General features: G+C 32.8%; 16 protein-coding genes and 2 tRNA genes. 7 read left to right on the top strand and 11 right to left on the bottom strand.

The window, feature by feature from the left end; genetic code table 11:
* Nucleotides 1–197 precede the first annotated feature (197 nt).
* Complete coding sequence (locus ACXAHM_RS03465) at nt 198–2,069, top strand: LTA synthase family protein (RefSeq protein WP_474958999.1); 1,872 nt, start codon at nt 198–200, stop codon at nt 2,067–2,069.
* A gap of 78 nt (nt 2,070–2,147) precedes the next feature.
* Here ACXAHM_RS03465 and ACXAHM_RS03460 read toward each other — a convergent pair whose 3' ends face one another.
* The 3 genes from ACXAHM_RS03460 to ACXAHM_RS03450 form a co-directional block, all read right to left on the bottom strand.
* Entirely contained in the window at nt 2,148–2,804 is a 657-nt protein-coding gene (locus ACXAHM_RS03460; RefSeq protein ID WP_474958998.1) for a phosphatase PAP2 family protein, read from the bottom strand.
* Between the two features lie 148 nt (nt 2,805–2,952).
* Nucleotides 2,953–3,027, bottom strand: a tRNA-Pro gene (locus ACXAHM_RS03455).
* A gap of 7 nt (nt 3,028–3,034) precedes the next feature.
* Nucleotides 3,035–3,119 (bottom strand) — tRNA-Ser (locus ACXAHM_RS03450).
* 245 nt (nt 3,120–3,364) lie between these two features.
* Here ACXAHM_RS03450 and ACXAHM_RS03445 point away from each other — a divergent pair.
* Nucleotides 3,365–4,339, top strand: a complete 975-nt coding sequence (locus ACXAHM_RS03445; protein ID WP_474958997.1) for a vWA domain-containing protein — start codon at nt 3,365–3,367, stop codon at nt 4,337–4,339.
* 58 nt (nt 4,340–4,397) lie between these two features.
* On the opposite strand, the gene ACXAHM_RS03440 is transcribed toward ACXAHM_RS03445, so the two are convergent.
* The 4 genes from ACXAHM_RS03440 to ACXAHM_RS03425 all read right to left on the bottom strand — a co-directional run bounded on the left by ACXAHM_RS03440 (nt 4,398) and on the right by ACXAHM_RS03425 (nt 9,970).
* The gene (locus ACXAHM_RS03440; protein WP_474958996.1) at nt 4,398–4,862 is read right to left on the bottom strand and encodes a hypothetical protein; all 465 of its coding nucleotides are present in this window, start codon (nt 4,860–4,862) and stop codon (nt 4,398–4,400) included.
* 119 nt (nt 4,863–4,981) lie between these two features.
* Entirely contained in the window at nt 4,982–7,528 is a 2,547-nt protein-coding gene (gene ccsA / locus ACXAHM_RS03435; RefSeq protein ID WP_474958995.1) for a cytochrome c biogenesis protein CcsA, read from the bottom strand.
* Between the two features lie 252 nt (nt 7,529–7,780).
* Complete coding sequence (locus tag ACXAHM_RS03430; RefSeq protein ID WP_474958994.1) at nt 7,781–8,965, bottom strand: LysM peptidoglycan-binding domain-containing protein; 1,185 nt, start codon at nt 8,963–8,965, stop codon at nt 7,781–7,783.
* A gap of 21 nt (nt 8,966–8,986) precedes the next feature.
* Entirely contained in the window at nt 8,987–9,970 is a 984-nt protein-coding gene (locus ACXAHM_RS03425; protein WP_474958993.1) for an OmpA family protein, read from the bottom strand.
* A 198-nt stretch (nt 9,971–10,168) separates the two neighbouring features.
* Here ACXAHM_RS03425 and ACXAHM_RS03420 point away from each other — a divergent pair, with 198 nt between their 5' ends.
* The gene (locus ACXAHM_RS03420; RefSeq protein ID WP_474958992.1) at nt 10,169–10,891 is read left to right on the top strand and encodes an OmpA family protein; all 723 of its coding nucleotides are present in this window, start codon (nt 10,169–10,171) and stop codon (nt 10,889–10,891) included.
* Between the two features lie 70 nt (nt 10,892–10,961).
* Here the strand turns inward: ACXAHM_RS03420 and glgX are convergent, their stop codons facing one another.
* Nucleotides 10,962–13,040, bottom strand: coding sequence for a glycogen debranching protein GlgX (gene glgX / locus ACXAHM_RS03415; protein ID WP_474958991.1), 2,079 nt, complete (start codon nt 13,038–13,040; stop codon nt 10,962–10,964).
* A gap of 166 nt (nt 13,041–13,206) precedes the next feature.
* Here glgX and ACXAHM_RS03410 point away from each other — a divergent pair, with 166 nt between their 5' ends.
* From ACXAHM_RS03410 to ACXAHM_RS03395, 4 genes are read left to right on the top strand one after another with little or no spacing between them, the layout of a single operon-like run.
* Nucleotides 13,207–13,419 carry a hypothetical protein gene (locus ACXAHM_RS03410; protein WP_474958990.1) on the top strand — a complete coding sequence of 71 codons (213 nt, stop codon included), beginning with the start codon at nt 13,207–13,209 and terminating at the stop codon, nt 13,417–13,419.
* On the top strand, nt 13,407–13,751 hold the full coding sequence (locus ACXAHM_RS03405) for a GDSL-type esterase/lipase family protein (RefSeq protein ID WP_474959035.1): 345 nt from the start codon (nt 13,407–13,409) through the stop codon (nt 13,749–13,751). The genes ACXAHM_RS03410 and ACXAHM_RS03405 overlap by 13 nt, the downstream gene beginning before the upstream one ends.
* Nucleotides 13,752–13,775: 24 nt before the next feature.
* Nucleotides 13,776–14,171 (top strand): helix-turn-helix domain-containing protein, encoded by a 396-nt coding sequence (locus ACXAHM_RS03400; protein WP_474958989.1) that lies wholly within the window; start codon nt 13,776–13,778, stop codon nt 14,169–14,171.
* On the top strand, nt 14,172–15,056 hold the full coding sequence (locus tag ACXAHM_RS03395; RefSeq protein ID WP_474958988.1) for an IS3 family transposase: 885 nt from the start codon (nt 14,172–14,174) through the stop codon (nt 15,054–15,056).
* 80 nt (nt 15,057–15,136) lie between these two features.
* Here the strand turns inward: ACXAHM_RS03395 and murA are convergent, their stop codons facing one another.
* The 3 genes from murA to ACXAHM_RS03380 all read right to left on the bottom strand — a co-directional run bounded on the left by murA (nt 15,137) and on the right by ACXAHM_RS03380 (nt 18,638).
* Nucleotides 15,137–16,456, bottom strand: coding sequence for a UDP-N-acetylglucosamine 1-carboxyvinyltransferase (murA, locus tag ACXAHM_RS03390; protein ID WP_474958987.1), 1,320 nt, complete (start codon nt 16,454–16,456; stop codon nt 15,137–15,139).
* 153 nt (nt 16,457–16,609) lie between these two features.
* Nucleotides 16,610–17,242, bottom strand: a complete 633-nt coding sequence (locus tag ACXAHM_RS03385) for a peroxiredoxin-like family protein (RefSeq protein WP_474958986.1) — start codon at nt 17,240–17,242, stop codon at nt 16,610–16,612.
* Between the two features lie 172 nt (nt 17,243–17,414).
* Entirely contained in the window at nt 17,415–18,638 is a 1,224-nt protein-coding gene (locus tag ACXAHM_RS03380; protein ID WP_474958985.1) for an isochorismate synthase, read from the bottom strand.
* Nucleotides 18,639–18,686 lie beyond the last annotated feature (48 nt).

The raw sequence follows: 18,686 nt of genomic DNA, 5'->3' as shown, positions 1-18,686 counted from the left end.
GAATTACAAATGCTTGAGGTTACAAAAATAGAATTACTGTTGAAGTTTTCTCTAACCAAAGGCAGATTTCTTTTAATATGTCTTTTCTCGATTAACTTTGTGAGGATTTTCAAAAGAAATAGTTACACACAACGATGAGAAGCAAAGGGATGCAAACAAATATTTTTTCAGTAAACATTTACAGGTTTATTCTAATCATGTTATTATATAATATAGCAAGGATAATCTTTTATGTTGTAAACCGTTCTTATTTCCCAGATGCTGATTTGCCTATCTTATTTTTAGGAGGTTTAAAATTTGATCTACCAGCGGTAATTTATACCAATGCAGTATTTATTATCATGAGTATTTTACCGTTTTCATTTCGATATAATCAGAAATATCAAAATGTCATTAAATGGTTTGTGTATATCGTTAATGCGATCACATTGGCTGTAAATTTTGCAGACACTATCTTTTTTCAGTTTACCAATAAAAGGACAACAGGAAGTATTTTTCAAGAATTCTCTCATGAATCAAATGGCTTAACTTTGATGTTACGCTTTATTTTCGTTGACTATTGGTATATGACAGTGTTGTGGGTAGTACTTCTATTTTTATTTTTTAAGAGTTATCAATTAATACAACCTTATAAGAAGGTTTATGTTCACAATAAATGGATGTATTTTGGAAAGCACTTTTTGATTTTCGCACTTACAGGTGGGTTATTAGCCGCAGGTGCAAGAGGTGGTTTTGATGGTACAACTCGTCCAATTTCATTAAATAATGCTGGAGAATATGTTCAAAAGCCTCTTGAAATGGCTATTGTGTTGAATACTCCTTTCAGTATTTTAAGAACCTTAAATAAGAAAGGTGCTAAAAAGAAAGATTATTATTCAAAAGAAGAACTTGCAACAATTTATTCTGCTTATCATAAAGCAAATGGTGAGAAAGCAAAGAAAATGAATGTTGTGACTATTGTGATTGAAAGTTTTGGTAGAGAATACATCAGTTCATTGAACCAAAATCCAATTGATAAGACGTATCAAGGTTATACTCCTTTTACAGATTCATTGATTCAACACAGTAAAGCTTTTGTAAATGCTTATGCAAATGGTAGAAAATCAATTGATGGATTACCAGCTGTAGTTTCTAGTATTCCTTATTTTTATTCTCATTACGTACTTTCTCATTATTCGACAAATGCGGTCAATAGTATGGCTTCTGTATTAAAAGATGAAGGGTATAGAACAGCATTTTTCCATGGAGCTCCAAATGGATCGATGGGTTTTGATGCTTTTATGAATCTTGCAGGATATGATGAGTATTACGGGAAAACGGAATATAATAATGATGACGATTTTGATGGTGTTTGGGGAATATGGGACGAGCCGTTTTTACAATATTTTGCGGAAACGATGAATACATTCGAAGAACCTTTTCTTACTACATTATTTACGTTGTCATCTCATCATCCATTCAAGGTTCCTGAACAATATAAAGAGCGTTTTAAAGGTGGGCCTTTAGCGTTGAATAAAGCGACTGAGTATACAGATTATGCATTGCAACAGTTCTTTAAAACCGCTTCAAAAATGCCATGGTTTGAGAATACACTTTTTGTAATTACTGCTGATCATACCAGTCAAGTATATTACCCAGAATATAAAACCTCAACGGGAATTTTTAAAGTGCCAGTTATCTATTATGCTCCATCTGATTCGACTTTAGTTGGAATAGATTCCACTGTGACGCAACAAATTGATATTTTCCCCACAGTAGTAGATTATGTAGGTGTAAAGGATGATTATATAGCTTTTGGTCAAAATGCTTTAGATTCTACTGCTAATCATTTTGCTGTTAATTTTTATGCTCCTAATATTTTTCAATTGGTAAAAGGTGATTATGTAATTGGTTTTGATGGAAATAATGTGAAATATTTTTATAACCTAAAAACAGATCCATTACAGGAGAAAGACCTCAAAGGGCAGGGTATTCCAGAAGAAAAAGAACTAGAAAGGCTAGTGAAAGGAGTGATACAAGAGTTTTCAGAAAGAGTGATTGATAATAAAATGACAGTAGAAGGTAGTTAGTTCATTTTATTTTTAAATTGATATAACCAAAAAGAGGTAGTCATTTCAGTGACTACCTCTTTTTGGTTGAAAAGCTTCTTATGCAGCTTTAACTTCTTTCTCCCAAGGTTTTAATTTGATCCAACCCTTTTTATCACATAAATACCAACAAAGCCATACAATCGCAAATCCTGATACTCCAGCGAAAGAAACATCAACGAGGAAGTGTTGTGCTAAGTACATTCTTGATATTGCGACAATCAAACCATATGACATACCGATTGCAAAGCCTTTCCAATTAGGTATGATTAGCATAAACATACCTGCAATCACAAAACCTGTTGTAGAGTGGCCTGAAGGGAATGTATCTATCAAATGCATATGTACATCTAATATCTGATTAAAAGCTTCCTCACCATGTAATCCAGCGGGTCTTAGTGCGAATTCAGATCCTTTTAAGATGACCTCTTTCCCGATATAGACAAAGATGCCATGTAATGCAGATGCGAATACTAATACTAACCAATATTCTTTTCTAATCAATAACAGGATGACTAGGAAAGGAATTAAAGCAAGACCGTCTCCCATATTTGTAGTGTACTTAAAGAAGTGGTCAAAGATGGGAGTATGATTTCCATTTAATAAATGAACACACCATGCTGTAGCAGTTTCATTTGTGATGATAGAAATAATATAATGGGTAAACATTAGTCCAATTGAATAGACTAATAGTTTAGATTCAATTTTTTGTGCCATTTTGTTTGACGTTTATATTTATCGCTCAATATGAATGTTTTTTTCTTTTGAGCAAAAGCGATCCTTGTAAAATTCACTAAGGAAGTTGATTCGATAAAATGAGAAACAAAAAAAAGCGACTCTCTTTCGAAAGTCGCTTCATTTGTTGTCGGGATGGCAGGATTCGAACCTGCGACCCCCTGGTCCCAAACCAGGTACACTAACCGGACTGTGCTACATCCCGAACTTTGCGGAGAGTATGGGATTCGAACCCATGCATCGGTTTCCCGATGACGGTTTAGCAAACCGCTCCATTAACCACTCTGGCAACTCTCCTGACACATAAAAGGCTTTCATTTCTGACGCCCTTTTCGTTTAATGCGATGCAAATATAAGTGGTCGAATTCCATTAATCCAAATCAGAATTAATAAAAAAGTGTTAATTAAATTTAGTATTTATGCATTAATCTGATATTCAATGATTAAAAAGTATAATTTTATTTTAGGTATTCTATTGCATGAATAATTCTTTTAAATTAGCAGGAGATTTTAAAGAATAATTTATCCTATTTACATAAAGTATGACATTTGCGAGGGACCTAGGAGGAATTGAATTTGCATTGATCGCAATATTTATCCTGTTTTACTGTCTATATCTTTATAGAATTATTACTGCTCGAAAATCATTTAGAGCAAAAGGTGGAGCCACCTTATATAAGCTAATACTAAGAACAATTTATTTTGGGTTGTTTATGGTTGCATTGATGGGACCTTCTTTTGGAGATATGAAGAAAGAAGTGAAAGCAGTGAGTAAAGATATTTATATCTGTGTCGATTTATCCAAATCGATGGACGCTACTGATATCAAGCCTTCACGACTGGCAAAATTGAAATTTGAATTAAAGCAAATTGTAAAATCATTTAATTCTGACCGTATTGGTTTAATCATTTTTACAAGTGATGCATTTTTACAATGTCCATTAACCTATGATGGTAATGCATTGAATATGTTTATTGAGACGATGTCTACGTCCTTAATATCAAATTCTGGTACAGACTTCGGTCCTCCGTTAAAATTAGCTATAGGGAAGCTTGAAGACGCTGAGGAAGGTATGCCTGCTGCAAAGAAGGCTTCTAAGGTAATTATTCTTGTCAGTGATGGTGAAGATTTTGGAGAAGATACTGAAGAAGCTGTTAGAGAAATCAAAGACAAAGAAGTGAAGTTATTCACGATGGGCATTGGTACAGAAACAGGTTCTAAAATTCCTGCAGGCTATCGTTTCAAGAGAGATAAAATGGGTAACGACATTGTGACCAAACTTAACTCTACATCTTTAGAAAAATTGGCAAGTGAGACTGGAGGTGAATATTTTGAAATTAGTGATAAACAAAATGATATCAATCGATTAATCAGCTCAATAAATAAAATTGAAGGTGAATTAAAAGGTTCGAAAATGGCAGACGTTTCAGCAAATAAGTATTTTTACTTCTTAGCTATCGCGTTTATATTATTAGCGTTTGATATTATGTTTGCTGTAAGGGTTATAAAAATATAATTTTTAGCTTAAAATAGAAATGTCCCAATGTGTTTTCGATGACAAATTGGGGCTTTCTTTATACCATAGTATTTACTATTAGTGTATTGAAATAGAAGAATAAGCCAAGAAAAATGAGCTCATCATCTTCAAGATCTGTTGATATTTTTCCTGAAGTCAAAGACTTATCATACAAAGCTAATTTTTCTTTATTTTCATTCAGGAGATACATATTTTGTGATAATATATTTTTATTCTTTAAGCTATATTTTTCACCTCTAAAGATTAAATAAGGAGTCAATGAAAAATTTTTATAATAGATTTTTCCAATAATTTCTTTTGTGCTTTCTTTTATTAATTTATAGTTGTTATTCCAAAAACTATCATTTTTGAAAATAATTTTTTCTCCTCTAAAATATCCGTAATCTTTTTTTGATAGGGCAGTGGTTTCAATTGAACCAATATGATCTTGAAAATCATAGATATCTGATTTGTCATTAAAAAGGCCTGAGCTCTGCCAAGTTAGTTTTCTTTCGTAATCCATTGAGAGTGTAATAAATTGATTATCTTTAGATAAACGTAAAAACCAGAGAATAGTTACTAATAAAAAAAGAGTAATACATTAATGCATTACTCTTTTCTCTATAAGAATTAATTGCTTTTTTAAGCACTTAACTTAAATCGCCTTACTGTAGATATGATAGTTCCTATCGTTAAAAGGATAGTACCAATCCATAATAAATTGATAAATGGTTTTTCAATTGCTTTCATAATTACCCAATCTTTTTGAGTAGTTTCAGCAGTGAAAACAAATTTATTTTCTTTAGGTTTTATTTCTTTCAAAGCGATTCTTAGACCTAATTCTCTATTGGTGTCAGAGATTATACCTGCGTCCCAATCTTCTGTAACACCACCCATACCCATTCTTTTTACTTTTGTCAAGATATATGATGGTTTAAGATCTATACTTCTACCATTACCCACTAGAACTCTAAGGTTAGCTTGTAATGCTACATCATTTTCTTTAATTACATAGCCTGGGGCTTTTGAAAGTGGTTTTACACCATCAAAAATGACAACATAATCATTTAAGAAAACAGTATCTCCAAGAGACATGTTAAGCAATTCTTCCTCACTCCATTCGATTTCCTCTTCATCTACAGCAAGGTTAGTAATGTGTGTATACATATCTTTGTTCCAGAAAGATTCAATATCTGGAGAAGGAATAGGTCCCATTTGTTCATTATCTTGAACTCTTGGGTATAATGAGAAAGATTTTCCTTCTTCATCAGTATATTCAATTTCATAATAGATGTTCTCATTGTAAATCTGAATTTCATCTCCAGCTTTAGCAATTGTTTCTCCATTTTGAATTAAATCTTCCATTACGATAGCGTGATATGGATCGTTGATTTTTTGTCTTACTTTTTCTTTGTCAAAGTAGCCAGGAAGATCTCTAGAAGTTAATCTAGGCCCTTTATAAGTTAAAAGATAACGATCCATTTTCTTTGGTTGCCCTCTGAAAAGTAGCACATTTTCTTTATTCATTTCCTCTGGGAATTCACTGTTGTAAATTCGACCTGAAAGGTTTAAAGAAATTACTCTTTCAAAACCACTTGAACTTAAAATACCTAGTAACATTAAAGCTGCACCAATATGTGATACTGCTCCACCTGAAACTGATATTTTCATTTTTGTATATTGAATCAGTACATGAATATTCGCAACAATAGAGAATATTGATACCGTCAATAAAATAATATAAGTTGGTTGGTGAACACTACCTAAAACGATCACTAATGCCGCACAGATTAATGTGATGACATAAGGAATAGACAATGTACTCCAAATATTTTTCTTATCAATTCTCATCCAGAAGAAGTACTGTGTAGTACCCGATACTACAGCAACCGCTACAGCAAACCAAAGTTGGAATTTAGTGTAGAAAGTAACAGCATCCGCTGGAGGAGCAATATTGGATTGAATGCCAAAGTTAGAAACCAATGCATTCCATGCAGGAATTGAAGTTGGTACCAATACTTGGAAACTCATTAATGTTAATGTAGTTGCTCCAATAAAGAACCAGAATTCACTGCTGTACAAACTTGGCTCATCATTGTCTTTTGGCATTTCTTTCCATCTAAGGAAGAATAATACAAAAGCAATTGTAGTGAAGAATACCAAATACAATAAAAGTTGTCCTGATAATCCTAGGTCTGTAAATGAGTGTACCGAAGCTTCACCTAAAACACCACTTCTCGTTAAGAAGGTAGAGTATAATACTAGGATAAATGCTGTTACCACTAAAATCATACTTGTTTTTAATGCTGTATTACTCTTGTGTTGAATAACCATTAAATGGAGTCCAGCAAGTAAAATTAGCCATGGAACATAGACAGCATTTTCTACTGGGTCCCAGTTCCAATATCCACCAAAGTTTAATGTTTCATAGGCCCAATATGCACCCATCATTATACCTAATCCTAATACAGATACAGCTAATACAACCCATCCCATTGCGGGTTTCACCCATTCAGAATATTGTTTCTGAATTAGTGCAGCAATTACATAGGCAAAAGGAACGATTGTCAATGCAAATCCAAAGAATAAGGTAGGAGGGTGAATTACCATCCAAATATTTTGTAATAATGGATTAAGACCGGTACCGTCTTCTGGAATAAAATTAGGATTGCTTGCAAAAACAGGTGCTTCGATTGCATCTCTCAATAAAATAAATGGAGAAGAACCGATTTTATTACCGAAAATGTCAATACCTAAAACCATTGACATTAAGAATGCTTGAACAGCAGCAATGATAAACATGACATTGCTTTCCCATTGATCTGCTTTTTTGATTAAGAAAATACTTATCAAAACATGCCAGAAAGCCCAAACAAGGAAACTACCTTCTTGTCCTTCCCAAAAGCTAGATACAATATAATAGGCTGGTAAATTGTCTGAAGAGTGACTCCAAACATAGTGGTATTCATAATAATGATTAAAAATCATGTAGAATAGAATACTCACAATACTAAAGATGGAGAAGCCATGTATATAAAATGCTCCTCTACCTAATTGTAACCACTGAGATTTTTCAATGGAATTATTTTCTATAGCGGAAAGTCGATATGCAATGGCAGATAGAATTGCACCAACAAAAGCTACGATGATTGAAATATGTCCTAAATCACCAATAAATGAGTGAATCATTGTGAATTTTGTTTGAAATGTAGGTAGTTAAGTTACCCTTGACGGCGAAATTACAAAAGAGGTTAATTAACCCCTAATTCAAAGTAGGTATTAACTTTCCTTTTGATGAATAATGCAGGTTTGAAGTAATGATTTTAAGATAAAATAAGATTATCAAGTCTTAAAAAGTTAAACTTGAAATGGTTACCTTGTTACAAAAGAATGTTGAAGGAGGATGTTTTGTTAAAGACGAAAAATTAAATTCTATAAATACTATAAATTTTTCTCAAAGGGTAAGAAAATAGAATGACCTTCGACAACTTGAGGATTGAATTGTTGGATTAATTGAACACCTTCTTTGGTGTTGTCATAGTACATTTTGGCAATTTTTTGAAGTGTTTCACCTTTTTGAACAAGATGAGTACCTTTCACGGGAACTATAAACCAATTTTCCCCCATGACTACTTTTGCTTCAATAGCGAGAGGATTGTAAATGTTGAATTTTTCAGCAACTTGAACCCGATTAAATTTAGTCCTAACATCTCTGAAAAGTGCATACATTCGATAACGTTCACTATCTAATGCGTCAAAGTCTCTGTCAGCAATGGATTTAATATGCAGTTTTTGATAATTATTGTAAGATCGAATTGTGCTATTTGCTTTATCTAGTTCTTTTTGTAAAGCCATTAATTGTTGATCTTTTTCCTTCAGATCACTCTTCCAATTACTTTTGTTAGCACTATACATAAAGATGACTAGCAATGTAAATAGGACAAAACCAACAAAATTATAAATCGTGTTTCTTTTTTGGTCAGGATTAGCAAGACGTTCTTCTGCTTCTTTTTCAAAAGGAAAAACCTCTTGAAGTACTTTCATTCGATCTCTACTTGGTGTATTATCTCTTAAGAATTCACAAGGAAGGATAGCACAAATTGAATTTTGCCCGGCAGGATTTCCTGATAGAAGTAATTTTTCAGCAATCTCTTGTGGAAGAGAAGAGGTGAATATCTCTTTTAGAATTTTAGGATCGTTATTAAAAAGAAGAGAGGAAGTTGCTATAATTAATTGGTCATCTTCTTTTAATAAGAACGGAGTTGATACAGTAGTTGCTTTATGATGTGGAGGAGATAAAAAGCGACCTTGTCTAAATACGAATACACGAATATCTCCCGCACGAGTATGCCACATTCTACGGTCCTTGATATACACTAAAGCAAAGTTATTACCCGTACTTTCTTGAATAATTTTAGCTGCATTTTTTAAAGCAATCTGCGGTTTATGTGATTCCTTAAAAGCAGTTGTGATATTAATTTCTTGTTCAGAGTTAATCAAATGATCCGTATGAACGGCACCAATTTGTAAGCTGTCATCACTTAAATCTTCAATCCAATGTTTGGATAAGTCTTCTTTTATTGAAGTATAACCTAAAGTATATTTTTGAACTGTATTGACGGTCATGTTAATGTTTAAAAGCATAAGCTATCGAACAGCACTTATTAAGAAAAGGTATTCGACTCTCCTGTTTTCAAGATGTTTTAAGTTAGAACATTTTACGTTATTCTTACATTCATTGAGTAAGAAGTTTTCTCCAAAACCCTCAATTAGTATTCTTTCAGGAGAAATTCCCTGTAAAATTAAGTAGTTTTTGATAGAAGATGCCTGTTCTTTTGAAATTTTTAAATTAAAATCATCATCACCTCTAGAATCTGTATGACATTCAATTCTGATATCAAACTTATCTTTCTCCTGCATTTTTTTGGCTATAGCATCTAATTCAGGATGAGCTTCTTCTACTATTTTTGAGGTGTTTACTAAAAAAGGATAGACTTCTAATTGCTTCTTTTGTGAGGATGGGATATGAATGTCAATATATTGTTTTGGCTCCTTGATAATTACATTTTTCATGTAAAGAATGTTCTTATTTGTATTCATTACTTTTAAAATATATTCGCCTTTGTGATTAAAATAGAAGGAGAAGTCTTTATTGATATTATTTTGGATGAAAATAGTATTGGCTGCTATATCAAATACTTCAAACGTTAAGTTTGAATGATCATTATTTTCAGAAGTTAATTTTCCATCTAAAAAATAAGAGCTATTACCTTTTGACATCTTGCACGTTATACTTATTTTTTGCGTTTCTTTCGCATTTTTTGCATAAATGATTGTTTCCTTGTGCATTTTCCAACCTTCCTTTATACATTGGATATAATAATTGCTTTGATTATCTATCGAAAATTGGAACTCACCCTCTTTATTGGTAGTAGACGAGATGATAGGGGTTAATTTTGTAACATCACCTTTCTTTGAAAAAGTATATGCGATGACCTTTACTTTAGGAATAGGTTTTGATTTTTCGGAATAGACCACACCTTTAACTGCTACTTTTCCATTGGCAAGACAGATAGTGCATGTAAGTAATATTAAAAGCAGGACATTATTTACGTGTAAAAATCTATTCATATATTAATCTTAAAGCCTAAAAGCGTCTGAAAAATACAATTATATGAATATGGGATAATTATATTTTTTTTGACTTAAGTAAGAATATTTGAAAATTAGAACAACTTAAATGATTAACAAACGTTTATTATTTGTATATTTGATTTTTAAGAACTTCGAAAACGTCCAGTAACGCAAGTGTGTTATAAACTTTCTGTTATGCGAAACATTAATTGTTTTTTTAAATACCCACTAATTACTCTACTCATTTGTTTATTATCAGTATCCACAAATGCTAGTTCAAAAAAAGAGTACACCTTAAAAGGTTCATACCTAGACAGTAACACTGGGTTAACTGTTGAGGGTGTGAAGGTATGTGTAGTAGATACCAAAAGTGGTGCCAAGACAACTATTTATACCGACCAAGAAGGAAAATTTGTTTTAACAATAAATGGCGAATCTGATTTTACTGTTTTAGGTACTAAAGAAAGGTACTTTGATCAGATTGCTCATGCCTTTACTACAATCGGAAAAGATACAAATGATATCATTGATGTAACTTATACTATCAATGAGGTAAAATTAAATATCCCTTATACTTTAAATACTGTTGAATTTGAAATTAATAGTGGATATAAAATTCAAAATAAAGATCAAATAGATGCTCTTGCAGATTTATTGCAAGATTTTACAGATGTGAAATTATATATTACAGTTCATTCTGATTCAAGAGGATCTGAAGAATTTAATAAGGATATAACATCACGCAGGGCAGAGTATATTAAGGAATACCTCATGTCTAAAGGTATTTCAGCTAATATTCTTATTGCAAAAGGAGCTGGAGAAGAAGAGTTGCTCAATGAATGTGGTAATGGTGTTAGATGCTCTAATAACAAGCACCTTGAAAATAGAAGAGTTGAATTTCTGATTGTAAGTAATTAATTACATTTCAGTTAATACAAAAAAGGCATATTGAAATAATTTCAGTATGCCTTTTTTTCGTTTTCTATCTTTAGTAAGATTGTAAGACTACCACTGCTCGAGGAGCAATAGTGTAATATCCTGGTACTATTTGAACAGCATCTTCAAAAGAAACGATATCTTGAGGTGATGGAAGTCCTGTATCAATCATTCTTTTCCATTTAGTCTGTTTATGATTGATTGTAGATTCAGGAATTTCAAAGTTTAGATCTTCCCAATAGGTATTCACCATGATATACAATTGCTCTCCTGTGTTTGGTGAAGTCAACATATATCCAATAGCATGAGAATTTCCGTTCCAATCTGGATAATCAAATTCTACTCCATGCCATGAAATGATTGGTTTTCTAGCTCTTGCTTTAGAACTCCAAAAACGTTCAATTTGGAAGCATTCATGTTTTAAGTTGAACTGAATTAATTCTTTTACAAAGCGTAAAGAATTTCCATTGTTCATTGGGTCGTTCCAATTGAACCAACTTAAACCATTATCTTGACAATAAGCATTGTTATTACCATGTTGTGTCTTTCTTACTTCATCACCCATTAAGATCATAGGTGTTCCTTGAGATAAAAGCAGAAGAGTAAAGAAATTTTTTATTTGTCTTTCTCTTAATCCATTAATTTCTGGTGAATTCGAAGGTCCTTCTTCGCCATGATTCCAGCTGTAGTTGTCATTACTACCGTCATTATTATATTCACCATTGTCTAAATTATGTTTCTCATTGTAAGAAACAAGATCATTCATCGTGAAGCCATCATGACATGTAATAAAGTTAATACTACGATTAGGATCTCTATGTTCTTGATCTTTAAAGATATGATGTGAACCTTCAACACACCCTGCGAATGCACCTATTTGATCGTTATCTCCTTTGACAAAACGTCTAAGAACATCACGATATACACCATTCCACTCACTCCATCGATCACCTACAAATGAGCCAACTTGGTATAATCCTGCAGCATCCCAAGCTTCAGCGATCATTTTTGTTCCTGCCAAAATTGGATCAGATTCAATTTCCCAAAGAATAGGAGGGTTTTCTAATGGTTTGCCTTCTTCATCTCTGGATAATACAGATGCAAGGTCAAAACGGAAACCATCTACGTGCATTTCGGAAACCCAATATCTTAATGAATCCATAATCATTCTTCTTACAACAGAATGATTGGCATTAAAAGAATTACCACATCCAGAGAAATCTAAGAATTCATACTTATTATTTTTATCTGTAATGTAATATGTAGTAGCATCTAATCCTTTGAAATTGATCGTAGGACCTGCTTTCGGACCAACTTCAGTGGTGTGATTGTAAACGACATCAAGAATTACCTCAATACCAGCTTGATGTAAAGCCTTTACCATATCTTTAAACTCTCTAACTGGGCTTGTTGGATCATTTTTATCCATTGCATAAGCCGAGTGAGGGGCAAAGAAATTGACAGGGCTATATCCCCAATAATTGATACGTCCTTTCGGAGCATCATGTGGATCAAATTGGTAGATTGGTAATAATTCAACGGCTGTAATTCCAAGTTCCTTCAAGTAAGGAATCTTTTCTATCAAACCTGCATATGTACCTCTTTTGTCATCTGGTAAACCCGATGAAGGATCTTTTGTGAAACCAGCGACATGCATTTCGTATATAATCGTTTTTGAGTAAGGTCGAGAAAGAGGTTTGTCACCTTCCCAATCGTATTTACTATCATCAATGACAATACTTTTTAATGCATGGAGGCAATTGTCTCCAGGACGGATAGCTGCTTTTCTTGAATAATTATCATTCATACAAACTGCTCTTGCATAAGGGTCTACAAGAACTTTGCTTCCATCAAACCACTCTCCTTGTTCTGGTAGATAATCTCCAAAAGCTCTATATCCATATACTTGTCCATGACCAACACCTTCTACGAAAACGTGCCAATAATAAAATGTTTTATTTGTCTCAGGATTAAGTCTGATAACTTGGAAAGGTCTTGGGCTGTCTTTATCTGTAAATAGCAATAACTCAATGGCTTTAGCACCTTTAGAGTATATGCAAAAATTAGTTCCATTCTCTTGTACCGTAGCTCCTAATGGGTAACTATTTCCTTCTGAATACTTCACACTCATCGCTTATTGTTGTAATTTTTCGAACATGAAGTTAATGAAAAAAATATTTGTAAGGAAGATTGATACAATAAATACAAGATTCATTTATATGCTTCTAAAATATATAATAAATTGCCATTATTAGATTGTAAATAATCAATGTTTTTTACTAAACTTCATTAACCTGTTGAAAAAGAATATACTAATAACTGCTTTTTTTGGTTTCGTATTGTCATTTTTTGGTTGTCAAAAAAATACTACAACATCAGATAAATCAGTACTTTACCCTTCTGATACTTTAACCATAATATATTTTAATGATTGGGTAGAAAATCATTACAAAGAGAGAATAGCATCTTTTAAAGCAGATCCTATTCAAAACGGGACATTGTCTTTTTAGGAAATAGTATCACTGAGCAAGGTGGAGATTGGGCAGCAAAATTTGATCTTAAAAATATAAGAAATAGAGGAACCAGTGGAGATGTATCGGATGGAGTTTTGCATAGATTAGGTGAAAACGCTTACTACAAACCATCTAAATTGTTTATAATGATTGGGGTGAATGATTTATTTAATATCCATTATAAAAAACAAATCCCTTCTCCAGAATATACAGCAAATAATATCTTGAGAATCATTGAAAAGGTAAATGAACTTTCACCGAATACGCAAATTTATATTGAAAGTGTATTGCCAGATCATCGTGATTTTATGTTTATAGTCCTAAAATAACGATACAATAAAACCATCGTTATTATGGAAGGACATAAAAGTCAGTATGTTAAACGTACACAGAAGGATTACCCATTGTCTTTAAAACTTCAAATTGTGTCAGAAGTTGAAAGTGGCCAGCTAGGTTTAAAAGCAGCTCAACGTAAATATGGAATTCAAGGTAATCGAACAGTAAAGGTATGGTTACAAAAGTATGGTAACTTTGATTGGAACTATAAAGTGAATACCATGAAAAAGAAAACACCAGAGCAAGAATTATTAGAGCTGAAAATGGAATTAGAAGCTGCTAATAATAAAATTAACCGTCTGGAAAAAGAAGCGCAGAAAGCCGATCATAAAGCAATTATCTTTGATATGATGATTGATCTTGCCGAGAAAGAATATAAGATTGATATAAGAAAAAACTCCTCACCCAAGTAGTTGACAATTTTAAAATTTGATTATTCACGTTCGATAGAATATTCAAGTCAGTTACTTGGGAAAAATCGTCAAGTCTATTATCGTTCAATTTATCGTAAAAGAGATAATAAAATAGTCGCTCAGAAAGTTATTGAACTCATCCAACAGGAAAGAGTAATACTTCCTAAGTGTGGTCATAGAATGTTATACAAGAGACTTTATCCACAGTTAAAGTCTTTAGGTGTAGGCAGAGATAAATTGCTTACAATTATGAAAGCAAACCATCTAGAAATCAAACCAGAACGAGCATATCATATCACAACGGACTCAGATCATAGATTTAGAACATATCCAGACCTTGTTGATGGTTTAGAAATTAACCGTCCTGAACAAGTGATTGTATCTGATATTACATATGTTGGTTCACGTGATAACCCTTGGTATTTAGCACTGGTCACAGATGCTTATTCTAAACAAATTATGGGATATGATTTATCTAGATCTTTAGACAAAGAAGGAGCAATTCGAGCTCTGAAGATGGCAATTAAAAATAGACACTACAAGAAAGAAAAACTGATACACCATTCGGATAGAGGAGTACAATATTGCAGTAAAGCATATCAAAAATTACTTCGGAAAAATAAGATTACAACGAGTATGACAGAAACATATGATCCTTATAAAAATGCTATCGCGGAAAGAATAAATAGAACCATCAAGCATGATTTTAATCTTAGCAGATATGTAAATTATGAAACAATATTTGAGTCTTATTTGAAAGAATGTATTAAAACATATAATTTAGTCAGACCTCATATGTCTTGTTATATGAAAACTCCTTCTCAAATGCATAAAACTAGAGGGCTTCAGAGAAGGACATATAAAAAAATAAGACCCAATAATTAATCAATTACTGAGTCTTATCTTAATTTATTTTACACTGAAAAACTGTATCGTTATTTCAGGGCATTACATAAATTTTTTGATTAACGACGCTCGATTTTCGCACCAATCTTACGTAAACGCTCATCGATAAATTGATATCCTCTATCGATTTGATCAATATTAGAAATTACTGAAGTACCTTCTGCAGATAATGCAGCAATCAATAAAGCTTGACCTGCTCTAATATCTGGAGAAGTCATTTTAATTCCTTTTAATTGAGACTGACGGTCCAATCCAATTACAGTTGCTCTATGTGGGTCATTCAAAATAATTTGAGCACCCATGTCGATTAATTTATCTACAAAGAATAAACGACTTTCAAACATCTTTTGGTGAACTAGTACAGTACCTTTCGCTTGAATTGCAGTTACCAAAACGATACTTAATAAATCTGGCGTAAATAAAGGCCAAGGTCCATCAGCAACCGTTAAAATTGAACCATCAATAAAACGATCCAATTGGTAATGCTCTTGAGAAGGAATGTAGATATCATCGCCTCTGAATTCCATTTGAATACCCAAACGTTGGAATACAGTAGGGATTTGACCTAGTTCATCAATACGGCAATTCTTAATCGTTAACTCAGATTGTGTCATGGCAGCCATACCAATAAAACTACCGATCTCAATCATATCAGGTAGCATCGTATGTGTTGTGCCTCCTAATCTGTCAACACCTTCAATCGTCAATAAGTTAGAACCGTGACCAGAAATATTGGCACCCATACGGTTCAACATCTTACATAATTGTTGGATATATGGTTCACAAGCAGCATTGTAAAGAGTTGTTTTACCCTTTGCCATTACAGCACCCATGATGATATTGGCTGTACCCGTTACAGAGGGCTCATCCAATAAGATATACGTTCCTTCTAAATGCGTAGCATCGATTTCGAAGAAACCATCTTCTGTATAATTAAATTTTGCTCCTAATTTCTTAAATCCTAAGAAGTGAGTATCTAATCTACGGCGACCAATTTTATCTCCACCTGGCTTAGGAATTTTACCTTTACCAAATCGAGCCAATAATGGACCTAATACCATGATTGAACCTCTTAGTTTAGAAGCTTTATCTGAATATTCTTTAGTTTGTAAATGCTCGATGTTGATATCTTTCGCTTCAAATTCGTAAGAACCTTCACCTAACTTTTCTACTTTTACTCCTAAGTCTGCTAAAATGTCAATTAATTTCATGACATCAATGATATTAGGAATATTATGAATCGTAACTTTCTCTTCTGTAAGCAATACAGCACAAAGAATCTGTAAAGCCTCATTTTTTGCCCCTTGAGGTATGATTTCGCCACTTAGTTTATGGCCTCCTTCTACAATAAATTCTCCGGCTCCAGTTGATGCAGACATATTATTATAATTTATGTTTTAGTACGCTCAATTGTATTGAGTGAGTATCTTTTTTACTCTAAAAAATGGGTGTCGCTTAAAAATAAAGCGAGTTACTCTATAAAAATACAGTAACTCGCTTCAATATTAATGAATTCAATATTAAAATTCTATTTATTCTTGGTTCAATGCGTTAATAATTGCCGTTGGACTCATTCTATTTGAATATCTAGGGTCATATTGCATCGCAATTACCGTTTGATCCTTGCCAATGATGTAAGTGGCAGGGACAGGAAGAGAAGCTTGCTTGATCGCATTATTAGCAGCAATATCAGTAAACAAAAATGTCTTAATTTTCTTCTGATACTTTTCTGTTACTTGAAAAGTTACTTTATAACTATCCATAATACTTAAATCCTGATCAGTAATCATAGGGAATGTAAATCCTTTCTTTTTAGCGAAAGCATCTAAACTTTCTTTTTCCTCAGGACTCACCATAATCACTTGAGCACCCGTAGCTGTAATGTAGTCCAATGAATCTCTTATACTTTTTAAATGTTTGAAACATGACGGACACCAACTTCCACGGAAAAAATTAACCACAACAGGTCCTTCTTTTACCATTTCGGAAAGTTTTCTTTTTTGACCATTCTGATCAATTCCTTCAAAATCTGGAGCAAAATCACCGACCTGTAGACCTGGCTGTAAAGTTTCTACTTCAATACCATATTTAGCATAAATATCTTTTTCTTGGCTATAGGCTAATGTACTTACACAAATAATAAGAGATAAAATGATGTATTTCATAGGTTTAATTTTGAGTGTGGAATTCCAAGTTACTGTATTCCTTGATTAAAAAAATCTAATTTTAACTATTTGTCTAAAGAATGCCTGTTTCATTACATTTAGAAACGTTAAAAAATAAAAAAGCCCTATTAAAACTAATTTTAAAAGGGCTAATATATTGTTAAAATAGAAATTATGCCTTCAAATGCTTGAGCATAGTTTCCATTTTTAATTCTGTTTCTTTCCATTCTTTTTCAGGATCTGAGTCAGCTGTAATTCCAGCTCCAGCATAGAGTAATGCATGATCTTCAAAAAGTTGTAGGCATCTTAAATTTACAAAAAGGTGATCTCTATCTTGAATCCCAATAGGACCTAAATAACCACTATATAATGAACGATTGTATTTTTCATTCTCCAATATAAATTGAGTGGCAATTTCCTTAGGCATACCACATACCGCAGAAGTAGGATGTAATAGCTTCAACATCACCGTACCTAATTGTGGAAAATTAGTTGCTTTTGTATCAACCGTGAAATCAGTTTTTAGATGAAGTAAATGTCCTGCGGCAACAGTGCGTGGACCTTTTTCTTCATATTCTCTAAGTCTGATTTTCTTAAAACAGTTGATGATATATCTACTCACTAAAGCTTGCTCTTCAATCTCTTTCATCTTCCAAGAAGCTTCTTTTGGAGACATTCCATTGCTTGCTTGAGTTCCAGCTAACGCAACAGTATTAAATATACCATTCTCATCTGTACTGATTAATGTTTCTGGTGAAGCACCAATCCAAAGTCCAATATTGGGAAGGTAACACATAGAAACGAAAGCATTAGGATAAGCTTTACAAAGACGATGGAAAAACTGAATTGGAGAAAAATCCTCTTTTAATGGAGCTTCTTTAGTTCTAGAAAGCACTACTTTTAGGAAAGCATCATTATTCATTGCATCAATACTCTCTTGAACAATACTTGTAAAATGCTCTTTTGAAGTAGGCGGGAAGTGAGTATCTAAGCGATGTCCTTTCCACTGACTTTTCTGTCCGTGCTTATAATAAGTACTTAAAGCACGTTCCACTTTTTGCTTAGTTTCAAAATCATAATCATTTGAAAATTCAATATGTGATGATTCTGAAGTATAATAAATATCAGCTGGAATAAAATAAGCTTTATCTTGCTTATCTTGGAAAGGTCTAGCAATAAATCCTTTAGGTAATTCCTCTAAATCAACATCAACCTTGCGTGCTTCTCTTTGTAAAGAAACAACTACTTGTTGAATTTGTTCATTAGGCATTTTCCATGTAGCAAAAGGTTGTCCGCTGTCTAGTGCTGTTCCCAATACTTCATCAAAATGTAATGGTGTACGTTCAACATCCAAGTCTATTTGCTTTACGATATTTTCCAATTCCACTGTTTTCATTATATCTCAATAACTAAAAAAATAAGAATATTGTTATATTCTTTTTGC

It is taken from the genome of Flammeovirga sp. AWQ4_249, from assembly GCF_056161045.1.
Note: the sequence above shows the minus strand (reverse complement) of the source record. Positions and strands in the feature narration are given on the sequence as shown.